Source organism: Nocardia wallacei, assembly GCF_014466955.1.
Taxonomy (GTDB): domain Bacteria; phylum Actinomycetota; class Actinomycetes; order Mycobacteriales; family Mycobacteriaceae; genus Nocardia; species Nocardia wallacei.
In genome coordinates this window covers 705,648-726,953 of record NZ_AP023396.1, presented here as the reverse complement: position 1 = coordinate 726,953, position 21,306 = coordinate 705,648, and the positions used below count along the sequence as shown (strand labels likewise).

At 70.1% G+C, this 21,306-nt stretch carries 18 protein-coding genes; 13 read left to right on the top strand and 5 right to left on the bottom strand.

The genetic code is table 11. The annotated features are described in order from the left end of the window. The first annotated feature begins 97 nt into the window (after positions 1 to 97). The 5 genes from NWFMUON74_RS03395 to NWFMUON74_RS03375 all read left to right on the top strand — a co-directional run bounded on the left by NWFMUON74_RS03395 (position 98) and on the right by NWFMUON74_RS03375 (position 6,406). Entirely contained in the window at positions 98 to 2,206 is a 2,109-nt protein-coding gene (locus NWFMUON74_RS03395; protein WP_187686538.1) for an AMP-binding protein, read from the top strand. 162 nt (positions 2,207 to 2,368) lie between these two features. Beyond that, entirely contained in the window at positions 2,369 to 2,755 is a 387-nt protein-coding gene (locus tag NWFMUON74_RS03390) for a hemophore-related protein (RefSeq protein ID WP_187686537.1), read from the top strand. Positions 2,756 to 3,088: 333 nt separating this feature from the next. Beyond that, a complete protein-coding gene (locus tag NWFMUON74_RS03385) occupies positions 3,089 to 3,808 on the top strand; it encodes a response regulator transcription factor (RefSeq protein ID WP_187686536.1) in 720 nt (239 codons plus the stop codon). Beyond that, positions 3,805 to 5,157, top strand: a complete 1,353-nt coding sequence (locus tag NWFMUON74_RS03380; protein ID WP_187686535.1) for a sensor histidine kinase — start codon at positions 3,805 to 3,807, stop codon at positions 5,155 to 5,157. Before NWFMUON74_RS03385 ends, NWFMUON74_RS03380 begins: the two co-directional genes overlap by 4 nt. A 79-nt stretch (positions 5,158 to 5,236) precedes the next feature. Next, entirely contained in the window at positions 5,237 to 6,406 is a 1,170-nt protein-coding gene (locus tag NWFMUON74_RS03375; RefSeq protein WP_187686534.1) for a YhgE/Pip domain-containing protein, read from the top strand. Between the two features lie 7 nt (positions 6,407 to 6,413). Here the strand turns inward: NWFMUON74_RS03375 and NWFMUON74_RS03370 are convergent, their stop codons facing one another. After that, a complete protein-coding gene (locus tag NWFMUON74_RS03370; RefSeq protein WP_187686533.1) occupies positions 6,414 to 6,773 on the bottom strand; it encodes an FKBP-type peptidyl-prolyl cis-trans isomerase in 360 nt (119 codons plus the stop codon). 145 nt (positions 6,774 to 6,918) lie between these two features. Between NWFMUON74_RS03370 and NWFMUON74_RS03365 the strand changes: the two genes are divergently transcribed. Next, the gene (locus tag NWFMUON74_RS03365) at positions 6,919 to 7,722 is read left to right on the top strand and encodes a TrmH family RNA methyltransferase (RefSeq protein ID WP_187686532.1); all 804 of its coding nucleotides are present in this window, start codon (positions 6,919 to 6,921) and stop codon (positions 7,720 to 7,722) included. Further along, positions 7,719 to 8,015, top strand: a complete 297-nt coding sequence (locus NWFMUON74_RS03360; RefSeq protein WP_187686531.1) for a DUF2537 domain-containing protein — start codon at positions 7,719 to 7,721, stop codon at positions 8,013 to 8,015. The genes NWFMUON74_RS03365 and NWFMUON74_RS03360 overlap by 4 nt, the downstream gene beginning before the upstream one ends. Before the next feature lie 8 nt (positions 8,016 to 8,023). On the opposite strand, the gene NWFMUON74_RS03355 is transcribed toward NWFMUON74_RS03360, so the two are convergent. The 3 genes from NWFMUON74_RS03355 to serC all read right to left on the bottom strand — a co-directional run bounded on the left by NWFMUON74_RS03355 (position 8,024) and on the right by serC (position 11,852). After that, complete coding sequence (locus NWFMUON74_RS03355; RefSeq protein ID WP_232110818.1) at positions 8,024 to 8,758, bottom strand: DUF6928 family protein; 735 nt, start codon at positions 8,756 to 8,758, stop codon at positions 8,024 to 8,026. 656 nt (positions 8,759 to 9,414) lie between these two features. Beyond that, positions 9,415 to 10,554, bottom strand: a complete 1,140-nt coding sequence (sepH, locus tag NWFMUON74_RS03350) for a septation protein SepH (RefSeq protein WP_187686529.1) — start codon at positions 10,552 to 10,554, stop codon at positions 9,415 to 9,417. Positions 10,555 to 10,724: 170 nt separating this feature from the next. Beyond that, complete coding sequence (serC, locus tag NWFMUON74_RS03345) at positions 10,725 to 11,852, bottom strand: phosphoserine transaminase (RefSeq protein ID WP_187686528.1); 1,128 nt, start codon at positions 11,850 to 11,852, stop codon at positions 10,725 to 10,727. A 261-nt stretch (positions 11,853 to 12,113) separates the two neighbouring features. On the opposite strand from serC, the gene NWFMUON74_RS03340 reads away from it, so the two are divergent. Beyond that, the gene (locus NWFMUON74_RS03340; protein ID WP_232110817.1) at positions 12,114 to 12,884 is read left to right on the top strand and encodes a hypothetical protein; all 771 of its coding nucleotides are present in this window, start codon (positions 12,114 to 12,116) and stop codon (positions 12,882 to 12,884) included. A 12-nt stretch (positions 12,885 to 12,896) separates the two neighbouring features. Here NWFMUON74_RS03340 and NWFMUON74_RS03335 read toward each other — a convergent pair whose 3' ends face one another. Beyond that, positions 12,897 to 14,042 (bottom strand): citrate synthase 2, encoded by a 1,146-nt coding sequence (locus NWFMUON74_RS03335; protein WP_187686527.1) that lies wholly within the window; start codon positions 14,040 to 14,042, stop codon positions 12,897 to 12,899. Positions 14,043 to 14,364: 322 nt separating this feature from the next. Between NWFMUON74_RS03335 and pdxH the strand changes: the two genes are divergently transcribed. The 5 genes from pdxH to NWFMUON74_RS03310 all read left to right on the top strand — a co-directional run bounded on the left by pdxH (position 14,365) and on the right by NWFMUON74_RS03310 (position 21,304). Continuing rightward, on the top strand, positions 14,365 to 15,015 hold the full coding sequence (pdxH, locus tag NWFMUON74_RS03330; protein WP_187688898.1) for a pyridoxamine 5'-phosphate oxidase: 651 nt from the start codon (positions 14,365 to 14,367) through the stop codon (positions 15,013 to 15,015). A gap of 78 nt (positions 15,016 to 15,093) precedes the next feature. Further along, positions 15,094 to 16,377, top strand: coding sequence for an MFS transporter (locus tag NWFMUON74_RS03325; protein WP_187686526.1), 1,284 nt, complete (start codon positions 15,094 to 15,096; stop codon positions 16,375 to 16,377). A 235-nt stretch (positions 16,378 to 16,612) separates the two neighbouring features. Continuing rightward, entirely contained in the window at positions 16,613 to 17,926 is a 1,314-nt protein-coding gene (locus NWFMUON74_RS03320; RefSeq protein ID WP_187686525.1) for a citrate synthase, read from the top strand. Between the two features lie 314 nt (positions 17,927 to 18,240). Continuing rightward, complete coding sequence (locus NWFMUON74_RS03315) at positions 18,241 to 19,458, top strand: S1 family peptidase (protein WP_197986962.1); 1,218 nt, start codon at positions 18,241 to 18,243, stop codon at positions 19,456 to 19,458. 124 nt (positions 19,459 to 19,582) lie between these two features. Next, positions 19,583 to 21,304 carry an nSTAND1 domain-containing NTPase gene (locus NWFMUON74_RS03310; protein WP_187686524.1) on the top strand — a complete coding sequence of 574 codons (1,722 nt, stop codon included), beginning with the start codon at positions 19,583 to 19,585 and terminating at the stop codon, positions 21,302 to 21,304. The last annotated feature ends 2 nt before the right edge of the window (positions 21,305 to 21,306 follow it).

The window sequence follows — 21,306 nt, the reverse complement described above, 5'->3', positions numbered from 1 at the left end:
CAAAGGTCGCGGCGCCCGTCCGGACGTCGCGTGAAGTCTGCCACAATCAGGCTGATCTATCGAGGCGGGCATCGAGGCGAGGCAGGGAGTCACACGGTTGAACGCGAAGCAGGAGTACCGGCCTACCTACCAGACCAGCCTGGTCGATCCCGCCGACTTCTGGGGCGCTGCCGCCAAGGCCATCAGCTGGGACGTTGCACCTTCTCAGATCGTCGACAGCACGGCCCGCCCGACCGCCCGCTGGTTTCCCGATGGTCGACTGAACACCTCCTACAACGCGCTGGACCGGCATGTGCGCGATCTCACACCGGAAGTGGGCTCGACAACCGACGAACCCGTACCGACCGGCGGCCGCGCGGACCAGCCCGCCCTAATATACGACTCGGCTATGACGGGCGCCACGCTTGTCTACACCTATGCCGAATTATTGGCCGAGGTCGCCCAGTTCGCCGGCGCGATGCTGCGGCTCGGCGTCCGGACCGGGGACCGGGTGGTCATCTATATGCCGATGATCCCCGAGGCGGTGGTGGCCATGCTGGCCTGCGCCCGGATCGGCGCGGTGCACTCGGTGGTGTTCGGCGGGTTCGCTTCCCACGAACTGGCTGCCCGCATCGATGACGCGGAACCGGTGCTGATCGTGACCGCCTCGGGCGGCCTGGAACCGGGCAAGCGCATCGAGTACCCGCCGATCGTGCTGCAGGCGCTGGACCAGGTCGCCACGACCGCGCCCCGGCACGTCGTGGTCAAGCAGCGCAACGGATTTCCGACCATACGGTTCGCGACGCCCTCCGCCGATCAGCTACCCGGACCCACCGAATCCATTGCCGCGCAATGGCTGGACTGGGCCGACATGATCCGCGACGCCGAACCGGCCGAACCGGTCTCGATGGCGGCCACCGACCCGCTCTACATCCTCTACACCTCCGGCACCACGGGGAAGCCTAAGGGCGTGGTCCGCGACAACGGCGGGCACGCGGTCGCGCTGACCTGGTCCATGCGCAACATCTACGACGTCGGCCCCGGTCAGGTGATGCTGACGACCTCCGATATCGGCTGGGTGGTCGGGCATTCCTACATCGTCTACGCCCCGCTGCTGGTCGGGGCCACCACCGTGCTCTACGAGGGCAAGCCGACCGGCACCCCCGACCCCGGCGCCTACTGGCGGCTGGTGGACCAGCACAACGTGCACGTGATGTTCACCGCGCCGACCGCGCTGCGGGCCATCCGCCGCGCCGACCCCGACGCCACCGCGGCCGGGCGCCACGATCTCTCGTCGCTGCGCGCGCTGTTCTGCGCCGGCGAGCGGCTGGACCCGGCGACTTTCGCCTGGACCCGCGACACGCTGCTCGCCGACCGCCCCGACTGCCCCGTGGTGGACCACTGGTGGCAGACCGAGACCGGGTGGCCCATCTGCGCGGATCCGCTTGGCCTGCAAGAACTTCCGGTGAAGCCGGGCTCGGCGTCGCTGCCGGTGCCGGGCTACCGCATCCGCGTCCTGGACTACGAGGGCGACGCGGTGGCCGCCGGCACCGAAGGCAATATCGTCATCGGCCTGCCGCTGCCGCCCGGCACCTTGACCACCCTCTGGGGCGACGACGAGCGATTCGTCCGCTCGTATCTGTCCGCGTATCCGGGCCACTACCTGACCGGCGACTCCGGCTACTTCGACGAGGACGGCTACCTGTTCGTACTCGGCCGCAGCGACGACGTGATCAACATGGCCGGGCACCGGCTGTCGGCGGGCGGGATCGAGGCCGCGGTCGCCGGCCACGAACTCGTCGCCGAATGCGCCGTGATCGGCATCCCCGACGAACTGAAGGGCCAGCGCCCGATCGCCTACGTCGTACTCAAGGCCGGTGAGGTCGGCGAAAGTGCCGTGCGGGTCGACCCGGCGCGGCTGCGCGCCGAGGTGATCGAGCGGGTACGCGACCAGATCGGCGCCATCGCCACCCTGCACGACGTGATCGTGGTGAACGCGCTGCCCAAGACCCGGTCCGGAAAGATCCTGCGCCGCAGCATCCGCCAGATCGCCTCCGGCGAGCGCCCCGACATGCCCGCCACCATCGAGGATCCGGCCGTGCTGGTCGCGCTGGAGGACCAGATCCTGGCCAGCCGCGCCGACGAGCGGCCCGGCGGCGAGACCGCCGACCCCGGCGTACCCGACGATTCGGATACTCCCGCCGACGGTCACCCGGCCGTCCGGTGAGTGCCCTCACAGTTTTCTCAGTCTCGGTTCAACAGGCTCCTACATCGCTGCCCTAACGTCGGGTTGTCTCGGCGGGGGCCGGGTATACCGGTCACCGAACGAGCGCCAGGGCCGCGGTCTCCGCCCGGCCCCGGTGGTGTCCTCGACCCGAAAGGTAGCTTCATGTTCTCGTTGCGTCCGCGATTCACCGGTGCCGCCCTGACCATCGGCGGCGTGGCCACCGCCGCCGCCCTCCTGATCCCCGGCACAGCCTCCGCCGACCCGACCGAACTGGTAGCCCCGCTACTCGACTCCGACTGCAGCTTCGCTCAGGTAGACGCGGCATTGCACGACAAGAACCCCCAGCTGGCAGCCATGCTCGACGCCAACCCCGAGCAGAAGTCGATGCTGCAGCAGAAGTTCGACCAGCCGGTAGAGCAGCGCCGAGCCGAATTGCAGCAGTACGCGCAGCAACACCCGGACCAGGTCCAGCAGGCGGAAAACGACCCGCGAGCCAACGCGGTACGCCAGACGATCCAGGCGGTAGCCGACTCCTGCCACAACTACTGAGCAAGACCCGATCGAGGCAGGCCAACCCCCTCGCAAGATAACCACCCCGCCCACCCCCCTCCGCCAAAAACCTCCCCATAGCTCGCCAACCCCAAAGGTTTTCGGCGCGGCTCGGTTTTCGAGCACCGCTGCGAAGCGACGAAGGAGCCAGCAGCGGTGCTCGAAAACCGAGCCACAGGGCGCCGAAAACCCGCCGGAGCGAAGCGGAGGCCAAAAACACAGCCGTTCCTCCCCACAGCACGCCAACCAGCACCCACACCACACAAACCGCAACACCTCGCCCCCACGCAACCACCGCGCGGCTGCCCCCAGTCCCCCAACCAAGCCACCAGAATGGAAACCGTGACGAGCGAGCGTGACACTCCCCGGGTCCTGCTGGTCGACGACGACGAGGATCTGCTGGCCTCCGTCGAACGCGGGCTGCGCCTGTCCGGGTTCGACGTGCTGATCGCGCGCGACGGCGCGGAAGCGCTGCGCTGTGTGAGCGACGGCGCTCCCGACGCGATCGTGCTCGATATGAATATGCCGGTACTCGACGGGGCCGGGGTTGTCACGGCCCTGCGGGCGATGGGTAACGAGGTACCGATCTGCGTCCTGTCGGCGCGCAATTCAGTGGGCGACCGAATCGCAGGCCTCGAGTCCGGCGCCGACGACTATCTGGTGAAACCGTTCGTCCTGGCCGAATTGGTAGCCCGCATCCGGGCATTGCTGCGCCGCCGCACCGATAGCGCGGCCACGCCGACCAATCCGGACATCATCACGGTAGGTCCACTGGAGATCGATGTCGCCGGTTATCGCGCCCTGCTGCACGGCGACGAAATCGAGTTGACCAAGCGGGAATTCGAACTCTTGTCGACGCTGGCCCGCAATGCGGGCGTGGTGCTGAGCCGGGAGCGGCTGCTGGAATTGGTGTGGGGTTACGACTTCGCCGCCGACACCAATGTGGTGGACGTGTTCGTCGGCTACCTGCGGCGCAAACTGGAGACCGGCGGCACGCCGCGGCTGCTGCACACCATCCGCGGCGTGGGCTTCGTGCTGCGGGCACCGAAATGAGACGCCCGCGCCACTCGTACTCACTGCGCACCCGTGTGGCGGGGGCGGCGGCGCTGGGCGCGATCATCATCGCCGCGGTACTGAGCTGGGTGTCGGTGCGCGCGCTGGAACGCAACAATCTGGCGCAGGCCGATCAGGAGCTGACGATCGCCGCGCGAATCGTGCTGATGCAACCGGTGATCGCGGTCGGGGTGCTGTCGCTGGTCACCCCGAACAAGGACATGGCGGTCACGGTTCGCCAGGACCGGGACGTGGTGGCCTCCACCAGCGTCCGGCTGCCCACCTTGAAGCCCGGCTCGCAGACGCTGAATATCGACGGCACCCCGTTCCGGGTGCTGACCACCACCGAGAACCAGCCGGAGGGCCGCACGGTCTCGATCGCCATCCCGCTCACCGACGCCTATCACGCCACCTCCGAACAGCGGCGCTGGGTGCTGGTCGCGGCGGGGCTGGCGGTCACCGCCGCGGCGGGGCTGGGCTGGGTGTTCGGCGGGCGCGCGGTCCGGCCGATCGTGGACCTCACCCGGCAGGTGGGCGCGCGCAGTGGCACGGTGCAGAGCGAGGCGCCGGTCGGCGGTTCCGGCGTGCGCGAGGCGGAAAAGCTTGCGGAGGCGGTGAATTCGCTGCTCGGCCGGGTGCAGCGGGCGCAGGCGGAGACGGCCGCGGCGCTGGAGACCGCCCGCGACTTCGCCGCCGTCTCCGCGCACGAGCTGCGCACCCCGCTCACCGCCATGCGCACCGACCTGGAGGTGCTGCGCACTCTGGACCTGGACGCGGACCAGCGCGCGGAGATCCTCGCCGACCTGCAACGCGGTCAGGGCCGGGTGGAGGCGACGCTGGCCGCGCTGGAACGGCTGGCCGCCGGCGAACTCACCGACGACCGCGACCACGTGGAAACCGATGTGGGCGATCTGGTCGATCAGGCCGCCCACGACGCCATGCGCCATTTCCCGCAGCTGACCGTTCGCATCGAGACCGACCCGGAGCTGGTGACCCGCGGCCTGCCCACCGGTCTGCGGCTGGCGGTGGACAACGCGCTGGCGAACTCGGTCCGGCACGGCGGCGCCACCGAGGCACTGGTGTCGGCGCACCGCACGGCCGACGGCTACATCGTGATCTCCGTCGACGACAACGGCCGCGGCATCGCGCCGGACGAACGCGCCGCGGTGTTCGAGCGGTTCTACCGGGGCAGCCGGGCCGCCAAGGGCGGGTCGGGGCTGGGCCTGGCGCTGGTCGCCCAGCAGGCGCAGCTGCACGGCGGCCGGGCGTTCTTCGACGACGGCACCATGTCCGGAGTGCGGCTGGTGCTGATGCTGCCGGATCGTGAAACAGATTGGCCGCCAGAGTAATTCGCGAGCAACCCGATCCCTTACCGAATCCTCAGAGAAGCGCCACGCCCGGCCCATTCCGGACCTCTACGGTGGTGCTGTGATCGCACAACGTACCCGCTGGATCCTGGTCGTCGCCGTGCTGCTGGTTGCCGGTGCGGCCACCGGCGGCGTGCTCTGGCTGCGCCAGTCGGCCACCGCGCCCACGGCGGTGGCGATCGTCAACTCCGACACCGGACAGACCGGCGCGAAGATCGTGAAAGGCTTGCAGGAGGGCGGAATTCACGAGTGGACGGTCGCGGCGCCCGGTGCGGCGAGCACCGCCGACTACGCCGCGGTGATCACGCTGCCCGGTGATCTGTCCTCGTCGCTGGCCACCTTGGTCTCCGCGCAGCCGCATCGCGCACAGGTCACCGTGGACACCAACGCGCACGCCGACCCGAACGTGGTCAACGACGCGGTGAACGAGGTGACCCGGCGGATCAGCGCGGCCGGTGTGGATCAGACCCTGGCCGCGGTCGGCACCGCCCGCGGCTCGGTGCAGCAGGTGGCCTTCACGTCCCAGTTGCTCGGCGCCGGTGTGCAGCAGGCCGCCGACGCCTCGGGTCAATTCACCGGCGGCGCCGACCAGATGCTCGGCTTCCTGAACACCGCCAAGGACGGCGCGGGACAGCTGACCGCGGGCATCGCCCAGCTCAACGACACTCTGGGAGCCGCCACCACGCAGGCCGAGAGCCTGGCGAGCGCACTCGACGCGACCGGGGTGACCATCGGCCAGATCTCCGGCACCGCCGATACGCTCAGTACCGGTCTCGACCAGGTGTTGCCGCTGCTGCGCGCCCTGCCTTTCGCCGGCGACCCGCAGCTGGCCGATGTCATCGGCAAACTCGAGGCGCTGCGCGGCGTTTCCGCCCAGGCCGGTGCCCAGCTGTCCGGATTCGCCCAGCTCACCGGCTCCAGCACGGACCCGGACACACCCGTCGGCACGCTGCTGCGGGACGCGGCGAAGCGGCTGTCCGGTGCGGGCGCCCAGCTCAACCAGGGCGCCGAACTGGCGAAACAGGTTCCGCAACTGGCCGATCAGGGCGCGACTCAACTCACCGGCGCGATGCAGGCGCTCACCGGCGGCGTCCAGCAACTGCAGCAGATCGTCGCGAACCTGAACACGCAGAGCGGCAACGCCCTCAACGCGCTGCCCGCCCGCAGCAGCAATCAGCAGTCGGCGATCGCGACGAATATCAGCGACCCCGTCGAGATCGTGCGGAACTAGCGCGGGCTCAGCTCGCGTTCAGCAGGTCGATGATGAAGACCAGCGTCTTACCCGACAGTGGGTGCCCCGCGCCCTCCGCGCCGTAGGCGAGTTCCGGCGGGATGGTGAGCTGGCGGCGGCCACCGACCTTCATGCCCGGAATACCGTCCTGCCAGCCCTGAATCAGGCCACGCAGCGGAAATGTGATGGATTCGCCGCGGCTCCAGGAGGAGTCGAATTCCTCGCCCGTGTCGTATTCCACACCGACGTAGTGCACTTCGACCGTGCCGCCCGCCACCGCCTCGGGGCCATCGCCTTCGACGATGTCCTTGATCACCAGCTCCGTGGGCGCGGGGCCTTCCTGAAACTCGACTTGCGGCTTGGTCATGCGTCCTCTTCTGTTCGATGGATAGGCCGACAGACAGTGTTAACCATAGTGGTCGGGTCGAAACCTCCCGGGAGGACGAGCCGCGTCACACTCCCGGGCGGACCGGAGACGCGGGGCCGGGCCGTGGCGGGCAAGATGGTTGCCCGTGGCCGTAGTGATCGACATCGACGACCCCGCCGATCCCCGGGTCGCCGAATTCCGCGACCTCAACTCCGCGGACCGGCGGCCCGACCTGCCCGGCGGCAAGGGCCTGGTGATCGCGGAGGGCGTCGTGGTGGTGCAGCGCATGCTGGCCTCGCGGTTCGCGCCGTTCGCGCTGTTCGGCGTGGCCCGCCGGTACGACGCGCTGGCAGCGGAATTGGCGGACGTCGCGGTCCCGTACTACCGGGCGAGCGCCGAGGTGATGGCCGAAGTCGTCGGCTTCCATCTGAATCGTGGCGTGCTGGCCGCCGCGCGCCGCCCCGCCGACCTCGCGGTGGACGGGGTGCTGCGCGATGCGCGCACGGTAGCGGTGCTGGAGGGCGTCAACGATCACGAGAATATCGGCTCCATCTTCCGCAACGCGGCCGGGTTGGGCGCCGACGCGATACTGTTCGGCGATCGCTGCGCCGATCCGCTGTACCGGCGCGCCGTGCGGGTGTCGATGGGGCACGTGCTGCGGGTGCCGTTCGCCTATTTGCCGGACTGGCCTGGCAGCCTGGAGTCCTTGCGGGACAAAGGTTTTCGCCTGATCGCACTGACTCCCGACGCGGCCGCGGCGAACCTGGCCGACGCGATGACCGGTGAGCGGGTGGCGCTGCTGCTCGGCGCCGAGGGGCCGGGCCTGACGGCCGCGGCGATGGACGCCGCCGACATCCGTGCGCGCATACCGATGGCGCCCGGCACCGACTCCCTGAACGTGGCCACCGCCGCGGCCATGGCCTTCTACGAAAGGGTGCGCATCTCGTGAATCAGCCGAACGGCACCCGGCCCGACCCGGAACCGACCCCGTGGGCGCCGGGGCTGGCGGTGGCGACCCTGGTCGCACTGCTCACCGCCGCCGGGGTCTACTCCTTCGGCAACGCACTCGCCCAGGTGCACTGGCTGCTGGCGGTGGCGGTGAACCTCGTCGCGGTCGGCGGCGCGGCCCCGACCGCCTGGCGCTGGCGCAACACGCCGGTGACGCGCTGGGTGCTCGGCGGGGTGGGCGCGGGCGTGCTGCTCGGCTGGATCGCCCTGCTGATCGCCGCGGCCGCCGCCTGAATCCCGGCCTACGACACCCGATCGCGGTTGCGCAGCCAGCCGAACCAGCGTTTTCCGTTGGGCTCCGGGATCTTCAGCTCCTCGGGCAGGATCGGCCGCGGCGCCTCACCCTTGGGATACAGGCTGAAACCGCAGACGGCGATGTCGGTGGGGCGCAGCGCGTCGTCGGAAGTCGCTCCGCGGTAACGGAATCCGAGCCATTCCAGGTTGGCCTCGTCGGCGAAGGCGGGCGGGTCGAACGGGAGGGTCTGCGGGTCGGGGAACTCACCGGCCTGCAGATGCACGGGATGCTCACCGGCCCAGAACGGGCGCTCCCACACCAGCGGCAAGCCCTCGTCCTCGAGGATGTCGACCCGGGTGGCGCTGAACGCGCGGCGGAATTCGCCACGCTCCCAATGCGCGAACGCGCCCCAGCCGTGCGGAATGTCGTAGGAAACGAGATAGGTGTGCTCGGAGGCCAGTGGCCGCACCAGCAATTCGGGCAGTGTGGTCGGGCGGGCGAGCGCGGCCTGTCCCGTGCACACCACCGTCACCCCCGGATAGCACCCGATGTAGACCGCCCCCGGATCCGGGCCCGCCCACACCTTCAGCGTGCCCGACGCGGCGGGCACCACATCGCGATCCGGGTTGAGCTGCTTGGCCAGAGCCAGAGCGGCCTCCGGATCCGGATCGGGGTGAGCGCGGAGCACCGACACCGGGTCGGGGTCGTCGACGTACCAGAGGGACGAAGCTGTAGACGGCACTTCCGACACCTCCCGATTCTCGGACGAATAGCATTAGCTACCCGCGAGCAAACCTCGGATATCCGGCGCCGCCCCACCACTGCGACGCACCCGAAACCGCCCGACCCATCGCGCGGCCCTACGAAAAATCTACTCCCCCAACACCCGAAAACCTCGCGCTTCGCATTCCGCTCCGCGTGTCAAGAGCCCTGATCACCCACCGGCTCCGAACCACCCGCACGGCACCGGTCACCCACATCCGGCAACCACCGGACAACCCGCCCAACCTTCAAATCCACCAGCGGCATACCCACTCTCCCGCCACCTAGTCACCCACATACACAATCGTCCCCAGCCCCGCCGACGCATGCGTCCCCGAGCCGGCTCTCGCCCGGCACAGCCGACGGGGCCTGGCTCGTTCGGCTCGATCAGGCTCCGATTCCGGCAGACGCCCCGTAGAAGCCGCCCACGACACCGACCGCGCCGCGCCCGGAAAGCCGAGTCGCGCAAGGTAAGTCGTACTCGGCACCCGGGCGGTCGCGACCCGAGCACCTGGGCGATCAACCAGGCGAAAGATCGGTGAAGACGCCGGAGCGCCACGAGGGCTCACGTGGACGCGTCCGCACGAACAGCCGAACCACACCGTGGCGAATGGGCGCGGCGCAGACGCCGAAGGCTCAGTGACCCGAGCTGCGGACGCCCAGCAGCACGTCTTCCCAAGAAGGCATGGGTGCCTTGCCGCCGCGCTTGGAGCGGGACGGCTTCTGGCCCTTGGCGTTGCCCTGCTTGGTCGACTGGGTGGACTCGGGCGCGCGTTCGGGCGGGGTGGCGGCGGCCGCGGGTTCGGCGGACGGGGGCGCGGGAGGCGGCGCGGGCGCCGGTGTGGCCGGGGCGTTCGCGGCGGGGGCGGCGGCGACGCTGCCCGGGGAGGCGGGCGGCGGCGTGGCCGGGGCGCTCTTGTGCGCGGGCTGGGCCGGGGCGGCCGTGCCCTTCGCCGACACGGGGACCGCGCTGCCGCCGACCGCGGCACGCTGCTCGAAGTACTCGGGCTCGCTCTCCCCGGCGGTGATCTGGGCGGGTTCCGGAGAGGTGCGCGGCGCGGGCGCGGGCTCCTCCACGGCGACGCGGGCGGGCTCGTGGGAGTTCCGTGCCGCGGACTCCGGCGCCGCGGGTTCCACCGGCGCGGCCTCGGCGGCGGACTCCGGCAGAATGGTCGCCAGGCCGCGCAGCGCCCGGCCGAAGTCCGGATCGATCAGGTCGGTGGCCGGGTCGTCCAGCGGCGTCACCGAGCCGCCGTGCGCGTCGGGCTGGAAACGCCAGTGCGCGGCGATCACCGAACGGCCCGCCTGCCACTGCAATTGGGCCACCCAGTAGCCCTTCTCGTCCTTCCAGGCGTCCCACTCGGCGATGTCGATGTTGTGCCCGCGCTCGGCGAACGCGGCGGAGACGACATCGATGAGGGTCTCCACGGCGGGGCCGTCCTTGCGCACCGGATGCGCCTTCTGCGCCAGTTCCGCGGCACGCGCACGCTCCAGCAGCACCGGATACGCGAAGCGCTCCACCCGAGACGTCGGCATGCCCGACTCCTCGGTGACCTGTTCCACGGAGGCACCGGCACGAATACGGGCCTGGATATCGCGAGGACGCATAGTTGCTTCCGTTTCGATCTCGATCTGGCCGAATCGGGCAAGGTCTCCGCGCGCCGCGGCACGCAGCTTCTCGTCGGCGGGCAGCCGGTACTTCACGCCGGTCTCGGTGTCGACACACACGATGTGCGCGGAATCGGGCGTCAATCCGATCACTCGAAGTTCACGCACCGTTACCTCCTTATCGCTGCGTCGATCACAGCCAGGCTCGCGACACCGCCCACGTTCTGGAACAGTAGTGCACTTCTGAGATTCATGTGGCAAGACACGCGCGCGGAAGTCGGCGACAGACCTTCCACGCGCGCTAATCTGCACTATTCGGTGTAGCGGCGTCGCAGAGTCTACTTCGAAATCTCCTGCACCACCCAGTCGACGCAACGAGTCAGCTGCGAGACGTCCTCGGGGTCGATGGCGGGGAACATGCCGATGCGCAGCTGGTTGCGGCCGAGCTTGCGGTAGGGCTCGGTGTCCACGATGCCGTTGGCGCGCAAGACCTTCGCGACCTGGGCGGCATCGACCGAGTCGGCGAAGTCGACGGTGCCGACGACCTGCGAGCGGTGGGCGGGGTCGGCGACGAAGGGGGTGGCGTATTCGCTCGACTCGGCCCACGAGTACAGGCGCGAGGAGGAGTCGAGGGTGCGCTTGACGGTCCAGTCGAGACCGCCGTTGTCGTTCATCCACTCGATCTGGTCCGCGAACAGCAGCAGGGTGGCCAGGGCGGGGGTGTTGTAGGTCTGGTCCTTGGAGCTGTTGTCGACCGCGATCGGCAGGGACAGGAACTCCGGCGTGTAGCGGCCCGAATCCTTGATCTCGGCAACCCGTTCCAGCGCCTTGGGGCTCATCAGCGCGATCCACAGGCCGCCGTCGGAGGCGAAGCACTTCTGCGGGGCGAAGTAGTACACGTCGGCGTCGGCGATGTGCACCGGCAGGCCGCCCGCACCGGACGTGGCATCGATGGCGATCAGCGCGTTCTCCGAACCCGCCGGGCGCTGCACGGGAACCGCGACGCCGGTGGAGGTCTCGTTGTGCGCCCAGGCGATCACGTCGGCGGCCGGATCCGACACCGGCTCCGGCGCGGTGCCGGGGTCGGACGAGATGACGATCGGGTCGCCGATGAAGGGGTTCTTCTTCGCCACCGTGGCGAACTTCGAGCTGAACTCGCCGTAGGTGAGGTGCAGCGAGCGCTCACGGATCAGGCCGAAGGCGGCCGCGTCCCAGAACGCGGTGGTGCCGCCGTTGCCGAGCACCACCTCGTAACCGTCGGGGAGCGAGAACAGCTCGCGCAGGCCGGAGCGCACGCGCGCCACCACATCCTTGACCGGCTTCTGCCGGTGGCTGGTGCCCATCACCGAGGCGCCGACCTCGGCCAGGGCGCGCAACTGCTCGGGGCGGACTTTCGACGGGCCGCAGCCGAACCGTCCGTCGGCGGGCTTCAGATCGTCGGGGATGGTCGGGAACGCAGCGGTCATGGCCACCAGCCTAAAGGCTGGCCCCGGGCCCGAACGCGGGTGGGTCACCGCCCGCCGCGACGCCCGCCCCATACCGATTCGCCCACCCGTATTACCGTGGCGCAGGCCACAGTACGGCTACGGTATGCCCATGACCGAGCGCGGCAGGCAAACCCCGGGCACCGCGCCACTGCCCGCCCCCGACCGCACCGGCACGCGCGCACACCATCCGGGGCACGCAGCGATGGCGGACTTGATTCGAGTCGGTAGTGAAGGGCGCGGATGAGTACGGCGGCGCATGATCAGCCGGGGGCGGCTGGGCCACCGCTGCCGGGTGGGGCCGAGCGGGCGGGCGAGGTGTATCGGCCCGCCGACGACGAGCATCGTGTCCGGGGGCGGAGGATCGGCGGGGTGCGGCGACGGCTCGATGTGTTGTTGCGGTGGTTGGTGATTCGGCTGGAGTCGCACGGGTTCGTCGGCAACGGCGCGTTGTCCCCCGCGGCTCGGCGGGAGTTGTCGGTGCGCGGCATCCCGGGGACCGCGACGGTGCTCGGCGTGCGGCCCCGGCGCACCGAACCGGGCCACCGCTTCTGGGTGCGGGTACAGGCGGAGGGGCAGCAGCCGTACGAGACCCGGGTGCGCCAGCGCGTGTCCGAGGCGGACCTGGAACTGATGCGGCCCGGTGACGTCGTCGGCTGCCGGGTCGACCCGGGCGACCGCGACCGCGTGCTGCTGTACGTGCCGAGCCCGGCCGAGGCCACCCGGGTCAGCATCGCGAAGATCCTCGCCGACGGCCGCCGCGCCGATGCCACGGTGCTCGCCGCCGCCCCCGTCGCGGCCGACTACGGCGGCCGCGACGATCCGGTGCTGCGGCTGGATCTGGAGCTGCGGGCGTGGGACGAACCGCAACCGTGGCGGGTGCGCATCGTGCAACCGGTCCCGCTGCCCTCGATCGAACTGGTCGACCTGGGCAGACATCTGGAGGTCGCATTCTTCACCGTGGACCGTGGTGAGTCCGTCGCGGTGGACTGGGAGGCCTCGGCGGAGGCGTGACGGCGCGCCGAACTACTTGCGCGCCACGCTCTCCCAGCCCGTGACCGAATTCGCCGGGCGCGGCTCGGGACCGGTGTAGACGGCGGCCGGGCGAACCAGCTTGCCCAGCTTCTTCTGCTCCAGCACGTGCGCGCACCAACCGGCCGTGCGGCCACAGGTGAACATCGCGGGCATCATGTGCGCCGGCACCTCGGCGAAGTCGAGGATCACCGCGGCCCAGAATTCGACATTGGTCTCGATGGCGCGGTCGGGCCGCCGCTCCCGCAGTTCGGCCAGCGCCGCCTGCTCCAGCGCCGCGGCCACCTCGAAGCGCGGGGCACCCAGCCGCTCGGCGGTGGCGCGCAGCACCCGGGCGCGCGGGTCCTCGGCCCGGTACACCCGATGCCCGAAGCCCATCAGCTTCTCCTTGCGGTCCAGGATGCCCTTGACCAGAGCCCTTGCGTCCCCGGTCTTCTCGACCTGTTCGAGCATGGGGAGCACGCGCGCCGGGGCGCCGCCGTGCAGCGGACCCGACATGGCGCCGATCGCGCCGGACAGGCAGGCCGCGACGTCCGCGCCGGTGGACGCGATGACGCGGGCGGTGAAGGTGGAGGCGTTCATGCCGTGCTCGGCGGCCGACACCCAGTAGGCGTCGATGGCCTCGATGTGGCGCGGATCCGGATCGCCCTGCCAGCGGACCATGAACCGCTCGGTAATGGTCTCGCACTCGTCGATCTTGCGCTGCGGCACCGCGGGCTGATAGATGCCGCGCGCGGACTGCGCCACGTACGACAGCGCCATCACCGAAGCGCGCGCCAGGTTGTCGCGCGCGGTGTCGTCGTCGATGTCGAGCAGCGGCCGGTAGCCCCAGATCGGCGCGAGCATGGCCAGCCCGGCCTGCACGTCGACGCGGACATCACCGGTGTGCACCGGCAGCGGGAACGGCTCGGCCGGCGGCAAGCCGCGGCCGAATTCACCGTCGACCAGCAGCGCCCACACATCGCCGAAGGTCACCTTGTTCGCGACCAGGTCCTCGATGTCGACGCCCCGGTAGCGCAGCGCGCCACCGTCCTTGTCGGGTTCGGCGATGTCGGTGGTGAAAGCCACCACGCCTTCCAAACCGCTGACGAAATCGGGGGGTACGGCGGGGCCGGTAGAAGCCGCAGCACTGGCAGTCATGTTGTGACGCTCCTTGCAATTCGAGCCGCACGATCCGGGCGGCCACGCGGTAGGCGATCCGGCGTTCGTGCGGTCTCGCGTGCCCTCACACGCTCTCCCCCGAGGGGCGCCCCACTCCCGCCGAATCCGATGCGACGTCGCTGGTCGCGGCCTGTTCGCACAAATCGGACGCGCGCGTCGATCACTAAGAACCTTAGTCCTTCCACTACCCCGGAGTAACGTCTGGCCCATGCGCGAGGAGCAGAATTCACCTGGGGCGGCGGAGCGGCCCGAGGCGGCCGGAATCGACCTGGCGCTGCGGGCGCAGCTGGACATCGCGGCCATGCGGGCCGAGTACGGCGGCGATCCGGATCTGGACGAGTCGTGGCTGACCGAGGGCTGGGAACCACTGCTGCGCAGCTGGATCGAGCAGGCCACGCGCGCCGGTATCGCAGAGCCCAACGCGATGGTGCTGGCGACCGTGGAACTCACCGACGCCGGTCCGCGCCCCGCCTCGCGCACCGTGCTGTGCAAGGGGCTGTCGAGCGAGGGTGTGACCTTCTACACCAATTACGACTCCGCCAAGGGCAACCAGCTCGCAGCGGTACCGCACGCCTCGATCACCTTCGCCTGGCCCGCGCTCGGCCGTCAGGTGAATCTCCGCGGCCCCGTCGCGACCGTGCCCCCGGAGGTCACCTCCGTGTACTGGCGCTCGCGCCCGCGCAATTCGCAACTGGGCGCGTGGGCGTCGCAGCAGTCGCGGCCGATCGCGTCCCGGACGGATCTGGACCGGACGCTGACCGATGTCACCGCCCGGTTCGAGGGCGTGGAGCAACTGCCGGTGCCCGCGAACTGGGGCGGCTATCTGCTGCGCCCGGAGCAGGTCGAGTTCTGGCAGGGCCGGCGCAGCCGGCTGCACAACCGGATCCGGGTCCTGCTGGAGGCGGGCAATACCGATCCCTCCGCGATGAAGATCGAGCGCCTGCAGCCCTGACCGCAAGCCTTGTAATCATGGGATGACTCACCGAAAATCGGTGACCGTGGCACTGTTCGCACGGTTACTGTTCCCTCGGTGAAGCTCCTCGCGGACGTCGCTCCGCTACGCGATCGGGACTACCGCCGCCTGTGGGTCACGGGCATCGTCACGGTGATCGGCGCGCAACTGTCCGTGGTGGCGGTGCCGCAGCAGATCTTCGAAATCACCGGCAGCTCAGGCTATGTCGGCATGGCCGGGCTGTTCGGCCTGGTGCCGCTGATCGCCTTCGGCCTGTGGGGCGGTGCGCTGGCCGACGTGATGGACCGACGCAAACTGCTGCTCGTCACGAGCACCGGCACCGGCCTGACGGCGCTGGCGTTCTGGGCGCAGGCCGCGGCCGGGCTGAACAATGTGTGGCTGGTGCTGGGCCTGTTCGCGGTGCAGCAGGCGTTCTTCGCGGTCAACCAGCCCACCCGGGCGGCGATCTTCCCCCGGTTGCTGTCGGCCGATCTACTGCCGGCGGCCAATTCGCTCAACATGACGGTCATGCAGTTCGGCGCGATCGCCGGGCCGGTGCTCGCCGGTGCGCTGATCCCGGTGGCCGGATTGCGGACGCTGTATCTGCTGGACGCGGTGGCGCTGCTGGCCACGCTGTGGGCGGTGTGGCGGCTGCCCCCGGTGCCACCCACGGGCTCGCAGCGGCGGGCCGGAGTGCGGACGGTCTTCGAGGGGTTCGCCTATCTGGCGACCCAGCGCATCCTGCTGGCCTCGTTCGCCGTCGACATCGTCGCGATGGTTTTCGGCATGCCCCGGGCGCTGTTCCCGCAGATCGCCCGCGACAGCTTCGGCGACCCGGCCGAGGGCGGCGTCGCGCTGGGCCTGTTGTTCGCGGCGATCTCCGCGGGCGCGGTCGCGGGCGGGGTGTTCTCCGGCTGGCTGAGCCACGTCCGGCGGCAGGGGCTGGCCGTGGTGGTGTGTATCGCGCTGTGGGGACTGGCGATGGTCGGGTTCGGGGTGGCGGTCGGTGCCACGGGCCACAGTCTGCCCGTCCGGACCGGACTCTGGATCGCGCTGGGCTGCTTGGCCTTCGGCGGCGCGGTGGACATGTTCTCGGCCGCGCTGCGGACGACCATGCTGCAGCAGGTGGCGACCGACGAGATGCGCGGTCGGCTGCAGGGCGTGTTCATCGTGGTGGTCGCGGGCGGGCCGCGAATCGGTGATGTTGCCCACGGTTTCGCGGCCGCCGCGCTGGGAACCGCCGTCGCCGCGGCCGGGGGCGGAGTGCTCGTGGTGGTCGGGGTGGCGATCGCCGCCGCGGCGCTCCCGGCGTTCGTGCGGTATCGGGTCCCGCGCGCGCACGCCGAGGTCCCGGCACCGTAGCGACACCTCGGCCTGCGATAATGCTCCGGACGACGCAGACCGTACGGTCGTCCCGCGGGCACCGCGCCAATACCATGCCCACACGGTCGAGCTCACCTCGCAGACAAGTGACCGTGAGGTAGTTAACGCAGACCCTCGCTGATCACCTGCACCACCCAGCGACTAGCGTTGAGGTAGGCGCATCGCACGCCGACCGCGTCGGTGCCTACGGTTCTAGCCTGAGAGGGATCCTTCCGTGCCCGCTGAGAACATCATCAACGTCGACGACGACGCCAAGCCGGTACTGTCCTACCCCGGTGGGGACTACCCCATGACGGTCACGAAGGCCGCCGAGGGCAACGACGGGATCGAACTGGGCAAGCTGCTCGCCAGCACCGGATACGTCACCTACGACCCCGGGTTCACCAACACCGCCCCGACCAAATCGTCGATCACCTACATCGACGGTGAGGCCGGCATCCTCCGCTACCGTGGCTACCCGATCGAGCAGCTGGCCGCGAGCTCGAATTTCATCGAGGTCAGCTACCTGCTGATCTACGGCGAGCTGCCGACCCAGGCCCAGCTCGACGACTTCACCGACCGGATCCGGCGGCACACCCTGCTGCACGAGGATCTGAAGCGATTCTTCGACGGCTTCCCCCGCAACGCGCATCCCATGCCGGTGCTGTCGTCCGCGGTGAACGCGCTGTCGGCGTACTACCAGGACTCGCTGGACCCCCGCGACCCGGAGCAGGTCGAGCTGTCCACCATCCGCCTGCTGGCCAAGCTGCCCACCATCGCGGCGTACTCGTACAAGAAGTCGGTCGGCCAGCCGTTCCTCTACCCCGACAACTCGCTGTCGCTGGTGGAGAACTTCCTGCGGATGACCTTCGGCTTCCCGGCCGAGCCCTACGAGGTCGACCCGGAGGTCGCCGCCGCCCTGGACATGCTGCTGATCCTGCACGCCGACCACGAGCAGAACTGCTCCACCTCGACCGTGCGCCTGGTCGGTTCGTCCGACGCCAACCTGTTCACCTCGGTGTCGGGCGGCATCAACGCGCTGTGGGGCCCGCTGCACGGCGGCGCCAACCAGGCCGTGCTGGAGATGCTCGACGAGATCAAGGCCACCGGCGGCGACGTCAAGGAGTTCATCCGCAAGGTCAAGAACAAGGAAGACGGGGTGAAGCTGATGGGCTTCGGGCACCGCGTCTACCGCAACTACGACCCGCGCGCCACCATCGTCAAGAAGACCGCCGACCAGATCCTCGGCAAGCTCGGCGTGCAGGACCCGCTGCTCGACATCGCCAAGGCCCTCGAGGAGGCCGCGCTCACCGACGACTACTTCGTCGAGCGCCGCCTCTATCCGAACGTCGACTTCTACACCGGCGTCATCTACCGCGCCATGGGCTTCCCCACCCGCATGTTCACCGTCCTGTTCGCGATGGGCCGTCTCCCCGGCTGGATCGCGCACTGGCGCGAACTGCACACCGAGCCCATCAAGATCGGCCGCCCGCGCCAGATCTACACCGGCTACGGCGCCCGCGACTACAGCGATATCGACGGTCGCTGAGCCTGTTTCGCTTCCGGTCCGGCCGAGGCCCGCTTCCTGTCAGGAAGCGGGCCTCGTGCATTCGGAGAGGCGGGCCTCGTGCGTCCGGAGAGGCGGACCTCGGCGCGATCGGAGAGACGGGCCTCGGCGCGGTCGCGGAGACGGGACTTGATGCGGTCGCGGAGACGGGACTTGGTGCGGTCGCGGAGACAGGCCTCGGCGCGGTCGCGGAGACGGGACTTCGTGCGTTCCGGGACTCCCTCGAATGAGCAACGCGCACAGAATCATTCCGTGGTAGGAGGCGATCCGGCTCGCGACCGCACAGACTTGTCGGTGTGATCGACAAGTTGCACGGAAACGGCAATGCCGCGCGGGCTTCCCGCGCGGGCACGGCGCTGTCGCTGGGCCGCGGCGCCGTCCGGATCGCTTGCGCCGCAACGATGGCGGCCGCCGTGTTCGCCTCGGCCGCTCCCGCACCGGCCATGGTCAACGGCCTCCCCGTTCCGGAGGCGGGGACAGCGCCCTGGGTGGCCACATTCGAGCCCGTGGGCGCGGGCCCGCTGGTCCAGACCGCGGGCTGCGGCGGCGCGCTGATCACACCCGACCGGGTGGTGACGGCGGCACACTGCGTGGACGGGGTCGACCCGAGCCGGTTGCGGGTCCACCTCGACGCCCGGGTGCTCTCGCGGGATCCCGGTGTGGTGCGCGAAGTCCGTTCGGTCGCGGTGGTTCCCGAGTTCGAGATCGTGCGGTCGCCCGTCGCGGCGGGCAGCGACGACACCGCCGCCGCGCGCAACGACCTCGCCGTCGTCGTGCTGGACCGGCCGGTCACCGAGGTGCCGGTACTGCCGATCGCCGCCGACCGCCCGGCGGCCGGTACGCCGGTGTCCTTCTTCGCGCACGGAAACACCGGTAAGCCGGTGCCGTTCGACGACCCCGAGTATCGCAACGACGTGCTGCACCGCGGCGATCTGACGGTGATCTCCCAATCCGACTGCGCCGCGGCCACTCCCGCACTCGTCGACGAACCCTCCGTCATGTGTGCGCGGGATTTCGCGACGCCACCGGCCATGGGCTGCTGGCGCGACAGCGGTAGTCCCGCGGTGTCGTTCCAGCGCGAAACAGCCGCATTGGTCGGCGTTTTCAGCTTCGGCAGCGAAACCGCCGGTCAGCCCTGCGCGCTGCCCGCACCGCAGAGCTTCGCGGATGTCACCGCCTTCCGGGACTGGGTACTGGGCCCGTTGCCCGAGCGCGGGCCCTACCCCGCCGCGCGCCCGGCGATCACCACGCACGAGCAGGCGCTGCACTGCGCGGCGCCCGCATGGGATCTCGAACGCGGCCAGGCGCCGGACGAGGTGACGATCGGCTGGTCCGGGAAGTCCTCGTCCGGCCCCTTCACCGTGCTGACGCCCATTCCGAACGCGAACGGGGCGACGCTGCCCCTCGCCGACGCCGGGGAGGTGTCCGGCGACGAGATCGTCTGTGTGGTCACCGCGCGCAACGCGGGCGGTCGCATCGAGGTCTGGTCCGACGGGGTGCGGATCGCCGGATGATCGGTGAAAAATCCTGTCCGGACAGGGAACTGAAGCCGGACCGGTTCCGTCTAATCGGATGTAGAGGTCAAACGATCGATCGGCGGTTGGCTGATCGATCTTGTGGAACCGTTCGGGGGAACACATGAAGTCGGCAACCATCAGCGTCCGCCACGAGAGCCACGGCAGATCCGCTCGGCAGGAGTTCGCGCGGCGGCTGGGCGCGCTGCACCGGGCCGCGGGGGCTCCCTCGTTACGCAATGTCGCGATGCTGGCGCAGCAGCGGGCCGGGGAGGGTAGCGGTCAAAGCCGTTCGGCGCTGGCCTCGGCGCAGCGCATCAGCGACTGGATGAGCGGTCGCAACGTTCCCGCCAAATTCGAATCGCTGCTTCCGGTGCTGCAGGTGCTGCACGCCCGGGCCCGGCGGCGCGGCGGAATACCCGGCGAGGCGGCGCACCTGCGGGCCTGGCGCTCGCTGTGGGCCGCGGCCCGCACGGCGCCGATCGGGCAGCCCGCGGTACCCGCGGCACAGCTGTACCCCGATACGGGCGTCTATCGCGAGGAGCACGAGTCGGCGTTCTTCGGCAGGCAGCGGGCCTTGGCGGCACTGCTGGAGCTGGTGCGCGCGTCGGCGAGTCCGCACCGTTCGGCCGACCTCGTGGTGCTGACCGGTGCTTCGGGCATCGGCAAGTCCTCGTTGCTGCGGGCGGGTCTGCTCGCGGTCCTGGCCGCCGAGACGGAGCGGTGGACGACGGCGATCACCAGCCCCAGCACCGACCCCGAACGCACTCTGGCCGGAATCTTCGCCGCCATAGCCGATTTCGCGGACAATGTCGGCGAGGACGCCCGCCTCCAGCCGGACCGGCGCCCGCTGCTGATCGTGGACCAGTTCGAGGAGCTGTTCGACCCGAGCGTGGAACCCGCTGCGCGCGAACGCTTTCTGCTGTCGTTGAAGCGGCTGTGCGCGGTGGGTTCGGTCGTGGTCGCGGTGCGCTCCGACCACCTGGCCGACTGCGCGCAGTATCCCTGGCTCGCCCACGCGATCCAGCACAACAGCTTCACCCTGAACCCGATGACCCGCCAGGAACTCACCTCGGCGATCACCGGGCCACCGCGGACGCGCGGGGTGACGGTGGACCCGGGCGTGGTGGAGCTGCTGCTGTCGGCTCTCGAGACACCTCGCTATCCGACCGACCGCCAGCACGCCGACCCCGGAGTGCTGCCCGTGCTGCACGCCACCATGCGGTCGATGTGGTCCTGTCATACCGACAATCGGCTGGATGTCACCGGCTACCGCCGCGTCGGCGGACCCGAGCGCACCGTCCGCACCGTCGCCGAGCAGGCGTGGACCCGCCTGACTCCCGACCAGCAGGCCGACGCCCGCCAGCTGCTGCTCGCGCTGGTCACCGTGCATCGCGACGGCAGTGTGGCGCGCCGGCGGCTACCGGGGGCGGAGTTGCGCCGCATCGCCGGGCAGACCGTGTCGGGGGTGCGGCTGGTCGACAGGCTCGTCCGCGAGCGCCTGATCACGGTCGACTACCGGCACGCGACGCTGGTGCACGACACCCTGCTCGGCTGGGAGCGCCTGTCGGGCTGGATCTCCGAACATCGCGCCGCGCTGCTGTGGCGGCATCGCATCGAGGACGACGCCGCGGAATGGGATGCCGCCGACCGCGATCCCGGCCTGCTGTATCGCAGCATCCGGCTGAGCTCCGCGGTCCGCCATGCCAGTCCGGCGCTGAGCGCGGTGGCCACCGAGTTCCTGCGCGCCTGCGCGCGGGCGGAGCTGGCCGCCCCGGAGGTCCGCGCGGAGCTGAGCCACGAACCGGCCGAGGCGGGCGGACCGTCGGAGTTCATCAGGAGCTGATC

Excerpts from the sequence above, each read along its gene's own strand:
- NWFMUON74_RS03385 (WP_187686536.1), top strand. The coding sequence starts at position 3,089 with ATGGAAACCGTGACGAGCGAGCGTGACACTCCCCGGGTCCTGCTGGTC.
- pdxH (WP_187688898.1), top strand. The coding sequence starts at position 14,365 with ATGCGGGCCGAGTACGGCGGCGATCCGGATCTGGACGAGTCGTGGCTG.
- NWFMUON74_RS03310 (WP_187686524.1), top strand. The coding sequence starts at position 19,583 with ATGAAGTCGGCAACCATCAGCGTCCGCCACGAGAGCCACGGCAGATCC.
- NWFMUON74_RS03335 (WP_187686527.1), bottom strand. The coding sequence starts at position 14,042 with ATGACTGCCAGTGCTGCGGCTTCTACCGGCCCCGCCGTACCCCCCGAT.
- NWFMUON74_RS03340 (WP_232110817.1), top strand. The coding sequence starts at position 12,114 with ATGAGTACGGCGGCGCATGATCAGCCGGGGGCGGCTGGGCCACCGCTG.
- NWFMUON74_RS03380 (WP_187686535.1), top strand. The coding sequence starts at position 3,805 with ATGAGACGCCCGCGCCACTCGTACTCACTGCGCACCCGTGTGGCGGGG.
- NWFMUON74_RS03370 (WP_187686533.1), bottom strand. The coding sequence starts at position 6,773 with ATGACCAAGCCGCAAGTCGAGTTTCAGGAAGGCCCCGCGCCCACGGAG.
- serC (WP_187686528.1), bottom strand. The coding sequence starts at position 11,852 with ATGACCGCTGCGTTCCCGACCATCCCCGACGATCTGAAGCCCGCCGAC.
- NWFMUON74_RS03390 (WP_187686537.1), top strand. The coding sequence starts at position 2,369 with ATGTTCTCGTTGCGTCCGCGATTCACCGGTGCCGCCCTGACCATCGGC.